This is a genomic window from Pseudoalteromonas sp. HL-AS1 (assembly GCF_031198785.1).
Lineage (GTDB): Bacteria > Pseudomonadota > Gammaproteobacteria > Enterobacterales > Alteromonadaceae > Pseudoalteromonas > Pseudoalteromonas distincta.
This window is the reverse complement of sequence record NZ_CP133569.1, coordinates 140,281-155,884: the sequence shown is the minus strand read 5'-3', so window position 1 is coordinate 155,884 and position 15,604 is coordinate 140,281. Positions and strand designations below refer to the sequence as shown.

At 41.3% G+C, this 15,604-nt stretch carries 11 protein-coding genes; 3 read left to right on the top strand and 8 right to left on the bottom strand.

Translation table 11 applies throughout. The features are described from left to right. Positions 1-30: 30 nt before the first annotated feature. Positions 31-1,728: an assimilatory sulfite reductase (NADPH) hemoprotein subunit gene (gene cysI, locus RB214_RS00755; RefSeq protein ID WP_309167942.1), complete on the bottom strand. Its 1,698-nt coding sequence runs from the start codon at positions 1,726-1,728 to the stop codon at positions 31-33. Between the two features lie 61 nt (positions 1,729-1,789). Further along, the gene (locus tag RB214_RS00750; RefSeq protein ID WP_101216850.1) at positions 1,790-3,604 is read right to left on the bottom strand and encodes an assimilatory sulfite reductase (NADPH) flavoprotein subunit; all 1,815 of its coding nucleotides are present in this window, start codon (positions 3,602-3,604) and stop codon (positions 1,790-1,792) included. 303 nt (positions 3,605-3,907) lie between these two features. On the opposite strand from RB214_RS00750, the gene RB214_RS00745 reads away from it, so the two are divergent. Further along, a complete protein-coding gene (locus RB214_RS00745) occupies positions 3,908-5,533 on the top strand; it encodes an endonuclease (protein ID WP_309167941.1) in 1,626 nt (541 codons plus the stop codon). Between the two features lie 88 nt (positions 5,534-5,621). Here the strand turns inward: RB214_RS00745 and RB214_RS00740 are convergent, their stop codons facing one another. After that, positions 5,622-6,608: a hypothetical protein gene (locus tag RB214_RS00740; RefSeq protein ID WP_309167940.1), complete on the bottom strand. Its 987-nt coding sequence runs from the start codon at positions 6,606-6,608 to the stop codon at positions 5,622-5,624. Between the two features lie 416 nt (positions 6,609-7,024). On the opposite strand from RB214_RS00740, the gene RB214_RS00735 reads away from it, so the two are divergent. Continuing rightward, complete coding sequence (locus RB214_RS00735) at positions 7,025-8,524, top strand: DUF3360 family protein (RefSeq protein ID WP_039488646.1); 1,500 nt, start codon at positions 7,025-7,027, stop codon at positions 8,522-8,524. Positions 8,525-8,617: 93 nt separating this feature from the next. On the opposite strand, the gene leuD is transcribed toward RB214_RS00735, so the two are convergent. The 5 genes from leuD to fabR all read right to left on the bottom strand — a co-directional run bounded on the left by leuD (position 8,618) and on the right by fabR (position 14,333). Next, positions 8,618-9,217 carry a 3-isopropylmalate dehydratase small subunit gene (leuD, locus tag RB214_RS00730; RefSeq protein WP_010555450.1) on the bottom strand — a complete coding sequence of 200 codons (600 nt, stop codon included), beginning with the start codon at positions 9,215-9,217 and terminating at the stop codon, positions 8,618-8,620. Further along, on the bottom strand, positions 9,217-10,617 hold the full coding sequence (gene leuC / locus RB214_RS00725) for a 3-isopropylmalate dehydratase large subunit (protein ID WP_309167939.1): 1,401 nt from the start codon (positions 10,615-10,617) through the stop codon (positions 9,217-9,219). The genes leuD and leuC overlap by 1 nt, the downstream gene beginning before the upstream one ends. Before the next feature lie 60 nt (positions 10,618-10,677). Beyond that, complete coding sequence (gene leuB / locus RB214_RS00720; RefSeq protein ID WP_309167938.1) at positions 10,678-11,754, bottom strand: 3-isopropylmalate dehydrogenase; 1,077 nt, start codon at positions 11,752-11,754, stop codon at positions 10,678-10,680. Next, positions 11,751-13,304: a 2-isopropylmalate synthase gene (leuA, locus tag RB214_RS00715; protein WP_002961090.1), complete on the bottom strand. Its 1,554-nt coding sequence runs from the start codon at positions 13,302-13,304 to the stop codon at positions 11,751-11,753. Before leuA ends, leuB begins: the two co-directional genes overlap by 4 nt. 405 nt (positions 13,305-13,709) lie before the next feature. Then, entirely contained in the window at positions 13,710-14,333 is a 624-nt protein-coding gene (gene fabR, locus RB214_RS00710; protein ID WP_010555448.1) for an HTH-type transcriptional repressor FabR, read from the bottom strand. 126 nt (positions 14,334-14,459) lie between these two features. Between fabR and RB214_RS00705 the strand changes: the two genes are divergently transcribed. Next, positions 14,460-15,593 carry a fatty acid desaturase gene (locus RB214_RS00705; protein ID WP_008138662.1) on the top strand — a complete coding sequence of 378 codons (1,134 nt, stop codon included), beginning with the start codon at positions 14,460-14,462 and terminating at the stop codon, positions 15,591-15,593. Positions 15,594-15,604 lie beyond the last annotated feature (11 nt).

Here is a 15,604-nt window from a genome sequence, read left to right as displayed (position 1 = left end):
CCTCACCAGCGCCAAAGCGCTGGTATTTAATTAAGCGTGAAAATCGGTTACTGATACTTTTACTTCAGCAACTATGCCTTTGCGTATAACAAAGTCACCAAAACACTCACCTTCGTTACGCTCTTTTGCCCATTGCCCAATGAGCTTATCGAATGCTTCTAGGTAAACGTCTTCGCCTACGTTCTCAAGGTACAATTTAGGAATACGTGTACCTTCTAAATTACCACCTAGGTAAACGTTGTACTTACCTGGCCCTTTACCCACTAAACCAGCTTCTGCAAGCATTGCGCGGCCACAACCGTTAGGGCAACCTACAACGCGCATAATAATGCTGTCATCTGGTATACCGTGCTTAGCAAGTAATGCTTCAGTTTTTTCTACTAGGCTTGGTAAGTAACGCTCTGCTTCGGCCATTGCAAGTGGGCACGTTGGCAGTGAAACACACGCCATAGAATTTTTACGCTGCTGCGAATCTTTGTCATCAATTAGGCCATGGCTACGTGCAATTTCTTCAATCACGGCTTTTTGATCTGCAGGTACGCCAGCAATAATTAAGTTTTGGTTTGCCGTCATACGCATGTCACCTTGGTGAACTTCTGCAATTTTACGACAACCTGTTTTAAGCGGCTTGCCTGGATAGTCTAAAATACGACCACTTTGAATAAATAGCGTTAAGTGGTGCTTACCATCAATGCCTTCAACCCAACCAATGCGGTCGCCACGATGAGTAAACTCAAACGGACGGCTTGGTGCAAACGTAACGCCTGAGCGCTTTTCAACTTCGGCTTTAAATACATCAACACCTACACGGTCTAATGTGTATTTAGTTTTTGCATTTTTACGGTTTGAACGATTACCCCAATCGCGCTGCACAGATACAACATGCTCTGCAATTTTTAAGGTGTCTTCTAGCGTAATAAAGCCAAAATCATCAGCCTTACGCGGATAAGTTGCTGTATCGCCGTGCGTCATGGCAAGGCCACCGCCCACTAATACGTTAAAACCAACAAGTTTGCCGTTATCAGCAATTGCCACAAAGTTTAAATCGTTAGCGTGTACATCAACTTCGTTGTTAGGTGGAATAGTCACCGTGGTTTTAAACTTACGCGGTAAGTAGTTAGATCCTAAAATTGGCTCTTCTGTGGTTTCTGCTTTTTCGCCATTTAACCAAATTTCGGCATACGCTTTCGTTTTTGGTAATAAATGTTCAGAAATTTTTGCAGCCCAGTCGTAAGCTTCTTGGTGTAACTCAGACTCAACTGGGTTAGTAGTACAAAGCACGTTACGGTTAACGTCACCCGCTGTAGCAATAGAGTCTATACCTACGCTATCAAGCATTTGGTGCATGCCTTTAATATTAGGCTTTAACACTCCATGAAACTGAAACGTTTGACGCGTAGTTAAACGAATACTGCCGTAGCTTGTTTTGTCATCTGCAAACTTGTCGATTGCTAACCACTGCTCTGGCTTAATAATACCGCCAGGCATACGTGCACGTAACATTACATTATGCAGCGGCTCTAGCTTTTGCTTAGCGCGCTCACCACGTATATCGCGGTCATCTTGTTGATACATACCGTGAAAACGAATTAGCTGAAAGTTATCGGCTGTAAAGCCACCGGTAATTTCGTCTGTTAAATCTTTTTCTATGGTGCCACGTAAAAAGTTACTTTCTCTTTTCAAACGTTCGTTATCAGAAAGTTTTACGTTTTTATCTTGTTCGCTCATTTTAAATCCTAAATTTGTTACAGTGACGGCTGCTAGCTGTTAAATAAAATAAGAAACGTGATTAATACACGTCTTTCTGATAGCGGTTTGCGCTACGCAAATCTTTTAAATATTGCTCTGCGTCTTCGTTACTCTTGCCTGTGTTTTCTTTAACAATATCAAGCAAGGCGTTGTGTACATCTTTTGCCATGCGATTTGCATCGCCACAAATATAAAAGTGAGCGCCAGCTTCTAACCATTCAAACACGTCTTTACTGTTACTGCGTAATTTGTCTTGTACGTATACTTTTTCTGCTTGGTCACGGCTAAATGCAACATCTACTTTGTTAAGTAAACCCGATTTTAAATAACCCTGTATTTCTACTTGGTATAAAAAGTCTTGAGTGAAATGTGGGTTACCAAAGAACAACCAGTTTTTGCCTTGTGCTTCACGTGAATCACGCTCTTGTAAAAATGCACGGAACGGCGCAATACCCGTACCAGGACCAACCATAATAACAGGTGTATCATCGTTAGTTGGAAGGCGGAAATTGTCGTTGTGTTCGCTAAATACTTTAACTTTACAACCTTCTTCTGCACGACGAGTTAAGTAACCAGTACAACCACCTAAATGCTCGCTATCAAATGCATCAAACTGCACTAGACCTAGTGTTAAATGTACTTCGTCTTCAACCTCAGCTTGGCTAGATGCAATTGAGTACAAACGAGCTTGTAGTTTACGTAGGCAATCTACTAATGTTTGCGCATCAATTTTTGCTGGGTTTTGGCGAATCACATCAAATATTTGGCGAGGTTCAATATACGCACGCATTGCCGCTTTATCTTCTACAAGCTTTAATAATTCAGGCGTACCTGTTGCTGTTGCGTATTTTTCTACAAAACCTGGGTACGACTGAGTCAGCTCTAGCTTTTCAATAAGTGCATCACGTACGCTTAGCTCTTCATCACCTACTTTTACAATACTTGTTGCATCTATTTGAGTAAGTGTAAGTACTTCATCAACTAATACATCGTCATTTAAAAAGTATACACCTAATGAATCACCTGGCGTGTAAGTAATGTCAGAACCTTCAAGCGAAATTTCAACGTGGCGTACATCTTTAGTCGAGTCGCGACCGGTAATTTTTTGAACAGTTAATAGCTCTGCTTCAAATGGATTTTGTTTTGTATATTGGCTTGCTGCAGAGGTTGGAGCGCCAAATGGCATTGATACAACTTGACCACCAGCGGCTTCTTGCTGCGCTTTTAAATCAGGTTCGAATGCATCAACTGCACCGGCAATCCATGTTGCAGCTTCATCTTCGTAATCTACATCTAAATCAGCACGTTGATAGATAGTTTGTGCACCGAGTTTATTTAAACGCTCTTCAAAATCTTTTGCTGTTTGGCAGAAAAACTCATAGCTAGAATCACCTAAGCCAATAACCGCTATTTTTACATCGTCTAGTTTTGGCGCTTTTTTAGTGGCTAAAAATTCGTGAAGTGTTTCTGCGTCTTCAGGTGGCTCACCTTCGCCGTAAGTAGATACAACGATAGTTAAAAACTTTTCTTTTTTCAGGGCTGTTGGTTTGTAATCTGACATGCTAACAAGCTTAACTGCTAAGCCTCGCGACTCAGCCTGCTCTTTCATTTTGGTAGCTACACCTTTTGCGTTACCTGTTTGCGAACCATATAAAATAGTTAGCGCTGCTGCATCACCCGCAGCCGGTACGCCTGCCGTAGGAGCACCTAACGCAGCCGAATTAGCATTTGCAGCTAAGTAACCACTTACCCACGCTTGTTGAATTGGATTAAGTTCAGCCACTAAACCTTGCAGCTTTTGTACTTGATCTTGCGATAGCGGGCTTGCCGCAGCATTTAGTTGACCTAACAACATGAATCGATTCCCCATAACCCTGAAAATTAAACACAACACACTTTGTGTATTGTTAAAAATGAGTTTTACCTCATCCAGAGCGTATCTGTTGAGGTTTTCTAAGTATGTAGGATAACGGGCTCTGCATAGATAAAAAAAGAATAGAATCTGCTTTGATATTCCATTTAGTTATTAATTTATAAAAATACCTTCAAAAACAGATTAAAGGACGATTATTGCTTTTTACAGCACTTTAAATTAACAATTTTGCAACCTAACTAATGTAGGGTATATTCCTCATTCAAAATAAAAATAGGAACAACTATGTTACACGGGAAATATAAAAATAAACTACTTAGTACCGCTTTGTTACTTGGCTCATTACCTGTAATGGCCAATGTAGCTAATGGCGGATTTGAACAATGGTCAGGTAATACGCCTAGCTCTTGGAGCACTATTGATAGCGGAATCAGCTTAACGCGCTCAACTAGTACAGTTAAAAGCGGTAGTAGCTCTGCTGCTGTCAATGTAACTACAGGATCGCAAAGTAACACTGATTTACTACAACAAGTTGCTGTAGAAGCGGGTAAAACCTATAACTTTTCGGCTGATGTTTACCACACCGAAGGTAAAATTAAAGCTCGCTTGTATGTAGATGGTTATCAAGGCTATTCAAATCAAGCACAAACTAACCAATGGCAAACAGTTAGCCATAGCTATACAGCAAGCAGTGATAAAACAATTAGCGTAGGGCTTAGGTTTTATGATGTAAGTGGATTTGATGGCAGCGAAACCGTATACGTAGATAACTTTTTACCAAACGCTGATGGCAGCGCATCAACAAGTTGTACCGACAATAGCCTTACACTAACGCTTAATACCGATAATTACGGTAGCGAAACTAGCTGGGCCGTTAATAACAATCAAGGTAGCGCTGTTGCTAACGGCAGTGGTTACGCATCAAACTCTCAGTATGATGAGCAAATATGCCTAACTGATGGTACTTACACACTTGTTATTAGCGACAGTTACGGCGATGGCATGTGTTGTTCAACAGGTAATGGCAGTTATGCACTTAAGCAAGGCTCTACCACATTTGCTAGCGGTGCAAGTTTTAATAATACAGACAGCACGGCATTTACTTTAGGTAGTGGCTCTGGTGATGGCGGCGGGACCAACCCAACACCCACTGGCTATTATGTTACTGCTCAAGGGCTATCGGGTTATGCACTAAAAACTGAGCTTTATAATATTATTAAAGATCATAATGCACAGGGTTACTCGGCTATTTGGAATTTTTACGACTCATCAGCACGTGATACATACTTTGAAAACGATAACAGCATTTTAGATATGTATAGCGAAAAACCAAACGGCTCAGATAGCTACAATTATGCTGCGGTGAGCGATCAATGTGGTAACTACAGTGGAGAAGGCGGCTGTTACAACCGCGAGCATTCATTCCCTAAAAGTTGGTTTGGCGGCACTATTGAGCCAATGAACTCAGATGTGCATCATATTTACGCAACCGACGGTTATGTAAACTCAAAACGTAGTAACTTCCCATTTGGTGAAGTAGCAAGCGCTTCATTTACATCAACTAACGGAAGTAAATTAGGTTCTGCCTCAAGTTCATTAAATTACTCAGGTACTGTATTTGAGCCAATTGACGAATTTAAAGGTGACTTTGCTCGCGCTTATTTTTACATGGCAACGCGCTACGAAAATGTAATAGGCACTTGGCAAACCAAAACGACCTCAAGTAATGCAGTGCTTAATGGTTCAAGCAACCAAGTGTTTGAAAGCTGGGTTGTAGCCATGCTGCTTAACTGGCATAACAGCGATCCTGTAAGCCAAATGGAACTTGACCGTAACCAAGCAGCCTTTGAATTTCAAGGTAATCGTAACCCGTATATCGACCATCCTGAATTTGTAGAAATGATTTGGTAAAAGTTAGCAGTTAAAACATAAGCCTTTGCAATTGCAGAGGCTTTTAACCTTTAGTGTGTAATATTTTTTAAAAATATGATGATTTAAGCTAATTATAAGAAACAGTTGCGATAAGTGACTTTTCAGCTCTGTTTTTCATTAACGCTAAAAGTGAATGATGGAAATCTTGAAATATCACCTCTCCCCATATTCGTGAATAAATACCAAAATTTGTATTGTCTTGCACGGTCGTTTTTAAAGTTAAAATTGTATTGCCGCTTTTATCTTCACTTAGCTGATAACCACCGTAAAGTGGAGAAAAGTATTCACCGCCAAGTTTTACGTGTTTATCGAGAGCGTCATCGGGAATAGTATCTGGGTCTATGTCAAATCTATAAAGCATCTGTTTATTTGGTTGCCAATCTGTAATAACTTCTTTAAATATAACCCCTTTTTGCCAAGTACTTGTGCGAACAGCGCCTATACCGCTTGCATTCATACTTGCCTTTAATGGCTTTGGTACACCAATTAATTGAGTGAGTGAAAAAGGCACTTCCTGTGGTTTTATATCACTCACATTAGCTAACTGTTGCCACACAGCATTGATGGGCGCGTTAATAGTTATTGAATTTGTTACTTCGTATGTTTTTGATAAATTTAAAAAATTAACTTCAATAGGTGAGAGCAATATAGGTAACAACGCGATTGATAATAAAGAACTATTCGCTTTTTTTATTTCACGCTTTCTAACAAAACCCGCAAGTAATCCACCAATGCTGGCAAAAAACATAAAAGCAGGCAAAGCCATAGCCACACAAATACTGCCTTCAAGTAAAGTAATTACACTTACAAATAAAAAAACAAAAATAGGCTGCCAAGCAATCGTGACCATTTGCCTTTTAGTTAATGTTTTTGATTCATTGTACTCAAAGTGAACACGAATATAACCAATTGCAACGGGCACTAAAAACATAAATGATATAGAGACTAGGCTACTTAAATTGTAAGCATTGACTAGCTCTATAAACAGCCGCATAAATATGCCGTAAAGCGTACCAAGTAAAATACCAATTGATTTAGGGGAGTTGAGTTGCATGTCTATTCTTTATTGTTATTAACAATCAGAAAGTAACAGAAGTATTATTCCACCACAAATAAAACAATACTAACGGCTCCTGCAAGCAAATAGCTTGAAATAAAACGGCTTTCACAGCCACTAAGACTAAAGGATAATAACCTGCCGTTAACACTATACTATTAAGTAAATAGTGCTCCGCCTCCTTAATAACACACTCAAGATTATGATTTGTAACAACTTTTAATCACCTTCTGTAATTTCATAATTTTTAGTGTAAAGCAGTTTTTTAAATTAACTGTATTAAAAACAACCATGCACGACCTTTTGCCTATACATAGCAGCCTAAAAGCTGATCTACCCTGCATATTCAATATTCATTTGCTTTAACAAAAGCCGTATTTATTTGATTAAGCAACAATGTTGCAGGAGAACGCATGCAAACTACACCACCCGGTGATGCACCATCAAACACGCACAAGAATGCTCAAAGCTACGAGCAGCTTCACAAACCGAGTTCAGAGTTTAATACTCGCGACGAGTATCTCGAACATGAATTACAGATTATGCAGCCTAAACGCTGGCGTCCTAATTTACCGTTTAGAGATTACCGATTTGAATTTGAAGACACCATTCCAGCAATGGCGGGCACTATTGGTAAAGTCGTTATGGTGGGTGCTATTGCAGCAACATTTGCAGCGCCTCTTGGATTAAGCGATGCCTTTGTTTTAGAAAACGTGCGCTACGAATTACTCATTGTTTCTATTTTTATCATCTTATTCTCAGGCTTTATTTTACCAACAGCTAACTTGGCTGGTACTCATGGCCCGCTTATACCGTTAATTCCTATTGTAGTTGCAGCTGGCGGCCACCCTATGGCGTTTGGCTTACTCATTGGTGCCTTTGGTTTTATTTTGGCCATAACCAAAGGAGGAAGTATGCTCGCGCGCCTAACCAGTAAAGGTGTATGTGGCGGGCTACTCATTTATTTAGGCTTTATTGGTACTATTTCGCAGGTTAAAAAGCTGTTTGCCTGGGCTGAGGCCATTGATATGGCGCATATTGCGTTTATTGTTATTTTAGCCACCATTTTATTGTATGCGCTATTAGAGCACTTTAAAAAGCGCTGGTTAGCTGTGCCGTTAAGCTGCCTTATTGGTGGCGTGGTTGCCTTTGCTTTAGGTGCACCGTTTGAGTTTCATACAGCTCCCGGTTTACCAAATATGAACCCAGCTTACTGGTGGGGCGAAAACACGGGTTGGATGCTTGGCCTGCCAACACTTGAAAGCTTTGTGGTTGTACTACCATTTGCAGTGCTCGCCGTTGCTATGTGGTCACCTGATTTTTTAGGTCATCAAGTATTTCAAAAAATAAGCTATCCGCAACGTACTGAAAAAGTACAAATGAATATCGACGACACCATGCTGAGCGCATCGGTTAGACAAACATTTGGCTCACTTGCCGGTGGTGCTAACTTTACCTCATCGTGGGGAACCTACATTGTACCTGCCGCTATTGCTAAGCGCCCTATTCCGGCTGGCGCCATTTTAACAGCCGTATTTTGTATTATTGCTGGTTTATGGGGTTACCCTATGGATTTAGCCATTTGGCAACCTGTGCTTTGTGTAGCGCTTATTGTAGGTGTGTTTATTCCGCTACTTGAAGCTGGCATGGAAATGACGCGCGAAGGCAAAACAACGCAATCAGCCGCTATTGTGGTGTTTGCCTCAACCTTGGTTAACCCGGCTTTTGGTTGGTCGCTTACTATGTTACTTGATAACTTAGGGCTTATTGGCTGTAAAGAACGTAGCGCAGAGCTAACTAAAATGAGCCGCTGGGTGATTCCACTTATTATGTTTGTGTTACTTACTACTGTAATGGCAATTGTAGGCATGTTACCTGGTATACCGGCGTTAATGGCTGACTTTAGGCATTAACCTTTAGCTACCACATCTAATATTTACCCACAAAAAAGCACGGCAATTGCCGTGCTTTTTAATACGTGATTTTTAATACACACGGTTAAGCAATTACTGCCAAGAACGCTCAGTCGCTAGTTGTTTTTCAAACGCATCAATTTGTGGGTTTAGCGTTTCGGTTACACCAATAAAGTCTAAACCACTTAACAAACGCTCTTTTACCTCTTTACTAATATCAAAACTAATTGGTGCAAACTTACTGCTTGTTAGTGTTTGATTTTCAAGATCGATTTCAATGTTAATATCGTCGTGCTGCTCGCTAAGTACAAACAATTGCTCAAGCGTATCGGCAGGTAATGCAATGGCTAACATTTGGTTGTTACCACAGTTATTAAAGAAAATATCTGCAAAGCTTTCAGCTAAAATAACTTCAAAGCCATATTGCTTCAGCGCCCATGGCGCGTGCTCACGAGATGAGCCACAACCAAAGTTGTCGCGCGTTAATAATATTTGCGCGCCTTGGTAGCATGGGCGGTTTAAAATAAAGTCAGGGTTTGGCTCGTCGTTATCTAGGTAACGCCAATCATAAAACAATGCAGCATCAAAGCCTTCGCGGCTAGTTGATGTTAAAAACTGCTTAGGAATAATTTGGTCAGTATCTACATTGTTTTTATCAAGTGGGGCCATTAAGCCACTAAAAAATACGCTCATTAGGCTTCTCCTCTAATATCAACAAAGTGACCATGTATTGCAGCAGCTGCGGCCATTGCAGGGCTAACTAAATGGGTACGCCCGCCACGACCTTGGCGACCTTCAAAATTACGATTAGACGTAGATGCACAGCGTTTGCCCGCTTCTAAGCGGTCGTCGTTCATTGCTAAGCACATTGAACAGCCTGGCTCGCGCCATTCAAAACCTGCCGCTTTAAAAATATCGGCTAAGCCTTCGTCTTCAGCTTGTTTTTTAACTAAGCCAGAGCCCGGTACAATTAACGCCTCTATGCCGGCAACAACATGTTTGCCTTCAACAATTTTTGCAGCAGCGCGCAAGTCTTCAATGCGGCTATTCGTACATGAGCCAATAAATACCGTGTCTACTTTCGCGCTTGATAATTTATCACCCGCTTTTAAATCCATGTACTTAAGCGCGCTGCGAATAGCATCGGCTTTAATTAAATCTGGTTCTTGGTCTGGATCGGGTATGCACTCATCAACACCAATTACTTGCTCTGGGCTTGTGCCCCAGGTAATTTGTGGCTGAATGTCGTCGGCATTTAGCTCAACAACTAAATCAAAGTGTGCGCCTTCATCTGTTTTTAATGTTTCCCAATATTCAACGGCTGCATCAAAATCTGCGCCTTTAGGTGCAAACGGACGACCTTTTAAGTAATCATAAGTAATTTGGTCAGATGCAATTAAACCCGCTTTTGCACCCATTTCTATGCTCATATTACATAGCGTCATACGGGCTTCCATTGAAAGCGCTTCAATGCCTTCACCACAAAACTCTGCTACATAACCTGTGCCACCAGCAGTACCTAACTTGCCAATTACCGCCATAATTAAATCTTTAGCCGTAACCGTTGGACGCAATACACCATTAATTTGAATTTTTAACGATTTCGCCTTTTTTTGCTGTAGCGTTTGCGTTGCTAATACGTGCTCAACCTCAGACGTACCAATACCATGCGCTAATGCGCCAAACGCACCATGCGTAGAGGTATGGCTATCGCCACATACAATGGTTGTGCCAGGCAAAGTAATACCTTGCTCTGGGCCCATTACGTGCACAATACCTTGATTAATTGAGTTTAAATCGTAAAGCACAATACCAAACTCTTTACAGTTTTTATCAAGCGCCATTAATTGGTTTTTAGATACTTCGCTTGCCGCATCAAGTGATCGGCTCTTAGTCGATACGTTGTGATCCATCGTTGCAAAGGTTTTTTCTGGGCAACGTACAGTACGGTTTTTTTCACGTAGACCAGCAAAAGCCTGCGGAGAAGTAACTTCATGCACTAAATGGCGGTCAATATAAAGTAAGTCGGTTTGCTCATTTATGCTGGCAACGGTATGTGCTTGCCAAATTTTGTCGTATAACGTTTGGGCCACTTGCTAATTCCCTAATCTGTTTGAGTTGCAGCATAACGGTGCTGCAACTTTAATATGTTATTAAATGCGTGAAACGATAGCGGCTGCCACATCGCTTGTGCTGTAACCGGCATTTGGATATATATCTGGCGTGCCTACACCTGCTTCTACAGCTTCTGCTACTGCTTTTTCAATGGTGCGCGCAGCTTCGTCTTGCCCTAGCGAGTAACGTAACATTAATGCGGCACTTAAAATTTGTGCTATTGGGTTTGCAACGCCTTTACCTGCAATATCTGGTGCTGAACCGCCTGCTGGCTCGTACAATCCAAAACCCGATTGATTCAAGCTTGCCGAAGGTAATAAACCCATAGAGCCTGTGATCATGGCGCACTCATCTGACAAAATATCGCCAAATAAGTTATCGCAAAGTAGTACGTCAAATTGGCTAGGCTGTTTAACTAACTGCATAGCGGCGTTATCTACGTAAATGTAATCTAGGCTTACTTCTGGGTAGTCTTTGCTTACTTCGGTGACTACTTCGCGCCATAGTACGCTTGATGCAAGTACGTTTGCTTTATCAACAGAGGTAACATGGTTACTACGTAATTTTGCAGCTTCAAAAGCAAAACGAGCAATACGTTCAATTTCTTTACGCGAGTATGCTTGCGTATCAAAAGCAGCTTCTTCAGCGCCTTCGCCGCTACGGCCTTTTTCGCCAAAATAAATGCCGCCGGTTAGCTCGCGCACACATAAAATATCAAAACCTTTTTCGCTAATATCAGCGCGAAGTGGTGACGCTGCACTTAATGCAGGTAATAACTGTGCAGGGCGCAGGTTACAAAACAAACCAAAGTGCTTACGAAGCGGCAATAACGATGCGCGCTCAGGCTGCTCGTTTGGTGGTAGGTTTTCCCATTTAGGACCGCCTACCGAACCAAATAAAATAGCGTCAGCGTTTTCACACGCTGCAAGTGTGCTCTCTGGTAATGCTTTACCAAATTCATCAATTGCTGCGCCACCAATTGCATAATGCTCACGGTTCAGGGTAAAACCAAACTTATTGCTCACAGCATCAAGTACTTGTTCTGCTGCTGCCATCACTTCTGGACCAATACCGTCGCCAGCTAATACGGCAACGCTGTAGTTTGTTTTACTCATCCTGCTTTCCTTTGTTGTTTTAAATCAGACACTTTTTGTGCACGATAAATTAAGTTATAAACACGGATCATGGCGCGTACCGACGCTTCAACCACATCCGCTGCAATGCCCGCACCGTGGTAAGGTCGGCCATCGTATTTAGCTATAATATTTACTTGGCCTAATGAGCTTGCACCTTGACCTGTCGCTTCTAAGTTATATTCAATCATTTCAACGCTCATACCGGTTAAGCGCTCAATGGCTGCAAACGAAGCTTCAACTGGGCCATTACCTGTCGCGGCTTCTTGTTTAGCTTCGCCATCAATTCGCATTCCAATCGTAGAGCTTGCTACCGATTGTGAGTTAGAAGCTGAGTTAACAAATTCTAATTGGTATTTTTCGTCTTTGTCGTTAATTTGATTAAAGTAAATCATCGCCTCAAGGTCGTAATCGTATACTGTGCCTTTTTGGTCAGCCAACTCAATAAAGCTTTTATATAAGCCATCCATATCGTAATCAGATTTTTGATAGCCTAACTCTTCTAAGCGATGTTCAATAACATGGCGACCCGAACGCGAAGTCATATTTAATTGGTTACTTGGCACACCAACGCTTTCTGGCGACATAATCTCATAAGTATTTTGCGCTTTTAATACACCGTCTTGGTGAATGCCAGAACTATGCGCAAAGGCGTTTTCGCCAACAATCGCTTTATTTGGTTGTACTGGCATATTACAAATTTTAGCCACTTGGCGAGATGCGCGGTAAATTTCTTCACTTTTAATATCTGTGTATACTTTTAAATGGTCTTTGCGCATTTTCATGATCATCGCCACTTCTTCAAGCGAGCAGTTACCAGCCCGCTCACCAATGCCATTAATAGTACACTCAATTTGGCGTGCACCGGCTTGCACTGCAGCCACCGAGTTTGCTACTGCTAAACCTAAATCGTTGTGGCAATGCACACTTAAACGCGCTTTATCAATATTTGGCACGTTATTCATTAAATGACGGATCATTGCGGCGTACTCATCTGGCGTTACAAAACCAACGGTATCTGGCAAGTTAATAGTTGAAGCTCCGGCGTTAATTGCCTGCTCAACAATTTTACATAAATCCCAATGCGGGGTACGACCGGCATCTTCACAAGAAAATTCAACATCATCAGTATAGTTACGTGCCAATTTAATTGATTTAACAGCCATTGCCGTTGCATCGTCTAGGCTCATACGTAATTTATGTTCAAGGTGCAAAGGGCTTGTAGCAATAAAAGTATGAATACGGCTTTGTTGTGCTGTGCGAAGTGCTTCGCCACAGGCTTCAATGTCTTTGGCAACAGAGCGTGCTAAACCACAAATAATCGGACCTTTTACCTCGGTTGCAATACGTTGCACCGAGCGAAAATCAGCAGGGCTCGAAACCGGAAAACCCACTTCCATCACATCCACATTCAAGCGGCTAATTGTATGTGCTAATTGAATTTTATCATCTTCAGTAAGGCTTGCTTTAAGCGCCTGTTCGCCATCACGTAAGGTGGTATCAAAAATCCATACTTTATCTTGCTCTTGCATAACTGCCCCTCATTCCTATGTTACCCAAATTTCAATTAATCCCAGCCGCGAGATAAAAAAAACCCCGCAATTGCGGGGTTTTTAGTGTTCAACTCGATGCAAACACACTAATCCCCGCTCACTGACCATAGCAGTAAGAGGTTAAGTTTTAGTGTAATTAAACGAATAATATGCATCTTGTTTTCTTGTGTGTGTGTTCAGTGAAGCCTATTTTTAACATTACAAAGCGATGGAAGCAAGCATAAAAATTCTACAAAACAGATTTAAAAACGATTCAATTGGGTTTTTTAATTCAAACAAGGCACCCATTGAGAATTAAAATAACAAATACATGACTAGTGACGCTTAAATTAATAAGCACTGCAATATACCGTGCTTATATTAACTTTTTGCAATTTTTTTAAGCTATGCTTCTTTATTCGTTTCTCTTACGTAATGCCCGGCTCCACGAGTAATATAACGCAGCTGCCAAATAACGCGCTCAATCAATTCGTCGCGTTGCAACCCTTCTATATCGAGCGCCTCTGCACCCGCATTAAATACGAGCGTTACCATAGATTCAGCCTGAATATAGGCATGCATAGCATTACATTTAGTTTCACTTTCTAAATAATGAGCCAGCTCTAAAATAAAATGTTTTACCTCGCGGGCTACAGCGGCTCTAAATGCTTTAGAAGTCCCAGAGCGTTCTCGCAGCAACAACCTAAATTGGTTACTTGAGTTATCAATAAACTCCATAAAAGTAACCACTGAGGTATTTATAACACTGCCGCCATCGTTTGCTATTCGTCTGCGTGCTTGACGCATTAGTTGACGAAGGGTTAAACCGGCTTCGTCTACCATGGTTAAACCTAGCTCATCCATGTCTTTAAAATGACGATAAAAAGAAGTTGGGGCAATACCAGCTTCTCGTGCTACTTCGCGTAAACTTAAATTCGAAAAACTATGATCAGCACTCAGCTGATTAAATGCCGCTTGAATTAACGCCTGTCGTGTTTTTTGTTTCTGTTGCGCTCTAACACCCGACATCAACAGCTCCCTGAATTATTTTATATGAATATTTAGTGATATTAGCTCAATTGTCCAGTCTAATACTTGACGACGAGAGTTTGAAATACTATTTTAGCTTACAGTTGTACGCTGAGATTGAGAATTATGAATAAACCACCGATTATTTGGACAAACGTCCTATTTTTTAGCCTAACCTTTTTGGCGGCTGCCACACTTGTACCTTGGTACGCCATTAGCTACGGATTTACCAGCGCGCATTGGATTGCTTTTGTTGGCTGCATGTTTTATGCAGGCTTATCAATTACTGCTGGCTACCATCGATTATGGGCACATAAAACCTATAACGCACACCCTGCTGTTGAATTTATTTTTGCGCTTGGCGGTGCTTTTGCACTACAAAACAGTGCTTTGCATTGGAGTAGCGATCACCGTATACATCACGGTCAAGTTGACGACCCAATAAAAGACCCTTACGCGGCTACCAATGGTTTTTGGTATAGCCATATCGGCTGGATGTTACGTGACTACCAAGGCGATAGCTACGGTGATTATAGTAATTGTCGTGATTTACAGCGCAATAAAATAGTTATGTGGCAACACAAACATTACTTAAAGCTTGTGATTGCTATGAACGTAGGCTTGCCTCTAGCACTTGGTTTATTGGTTGGTGATGTGTGGGGGATGTTAATTCTTGCAGGTTTACTACGCTTAGTACTGAGTCAACACTTTACCTTTTTTATAAACTCAGTTGCACATATTTGGGGCTCTCGCCCATACACCGAAAAAAATACGGCACGTGATAACGGCTTTCTAGCGTTATTTACATACGGTGAGGGGTATCACAACTTCCACCATATTTTTGCAAGCGACTACCGTAACGGTATTAAATGGTTTCATTACGATCCAACAAAATGGATGATCCGCTCTTTAGCAGCTGTTGGTTTAGCTAATAAATTGAAGCGTACACCTGTTGAACGTATCGAAAAAGCAAAGGCCGAAACGCTCATGAGTAAAACGCAAACGCGTCTTGCAAAATTGCCTTTAGCACAAGATAAGATTACATTATTACAACAAGAGTACGATTTACTGCTGAAAAAACTGCAAAATTATTGTTCACTACAAAAACAAGTGTTAGAAGTTAAAAAAAATAACATGGCAAAGCAGTGTGAACGCTCAGCATTAATGGCACAATACCATGAGTTGGAAGCCGCCTGGGAAAATCAAAAACAGGCATGGCTAGCACTTAATGCGAGGTTATTAAAAGCCTCTTTTAATTAATTTAGGAGTGG

Bases quoted from the DNA above. Each gene is read 5' to 3' on its own strand.
- cysI (WP_309167942.1), bottom strand. From the start codon at position 1,728: ATGAGCGAACAAGATAAAAACGTAAAACTTTCTGATAACGAACGTTTG.
- RB214_RS00750 (WP_101216850.1), bottom strand. From the start codon at position 3,604: ATGTTGTTAGGTCAACTAAATGCTGCGGCAAGCCCGCTATCGCAAGAT.
- RB214_RS00745 (WP_309167941.1), top strand. From the start codon at position 3,908: ATGTTACACGGGAAATATAAAAATAAACTACTTAGTACCGCTTTGTTA.
- RB214_RS00740 (WP_309167940.1), bottom strand. From the start codon at position 6,608: ATGCAACTCAACTCCCCTAAATCAATTGGTATTTTACTTGGTACGCTT.
- RB214_RS00735 (WP_039488646.1), top strand. From the start codon at position 7,025: ATGCAAACTACACCACCCGGTGATGCACCATCAAACACGCACAAGAAT.
- leuD (WP_010555450.1), bottom strand. From the start codon at position 9,217: ATGAGCGTATTTTTTAGTGGCTTAATGGCCCCACTTGATAAAAACAAT.
- leuB (WP_309167938.1), bottom strand. From the start codon at position 11,754: ATGAGTAAAACAAACTACAGCGTTGCCGTATTAGCTGGCGACGGTATT.
- leuA (WP_002961090.1), bottom strand. From the start codon at position 13,304: ATGCAAGAGCAAGATAAAGTATGGATTTTTGATACCACCTTACGTGAT.
- fabR (WP_010555448.1), bottom strand. From the start codon at position 14,333: ATGTCGGGTGTTAGAGCGCAACAGAAACAAAAAACACGACAGGCGTTA.
- RB214_RS00705 (WP_008138662.1), top strand. From the start codon at position 14,460: ATGAATAAACCACCGATTATTTGGACAAACGTCCTATTTTTTAGCCTA.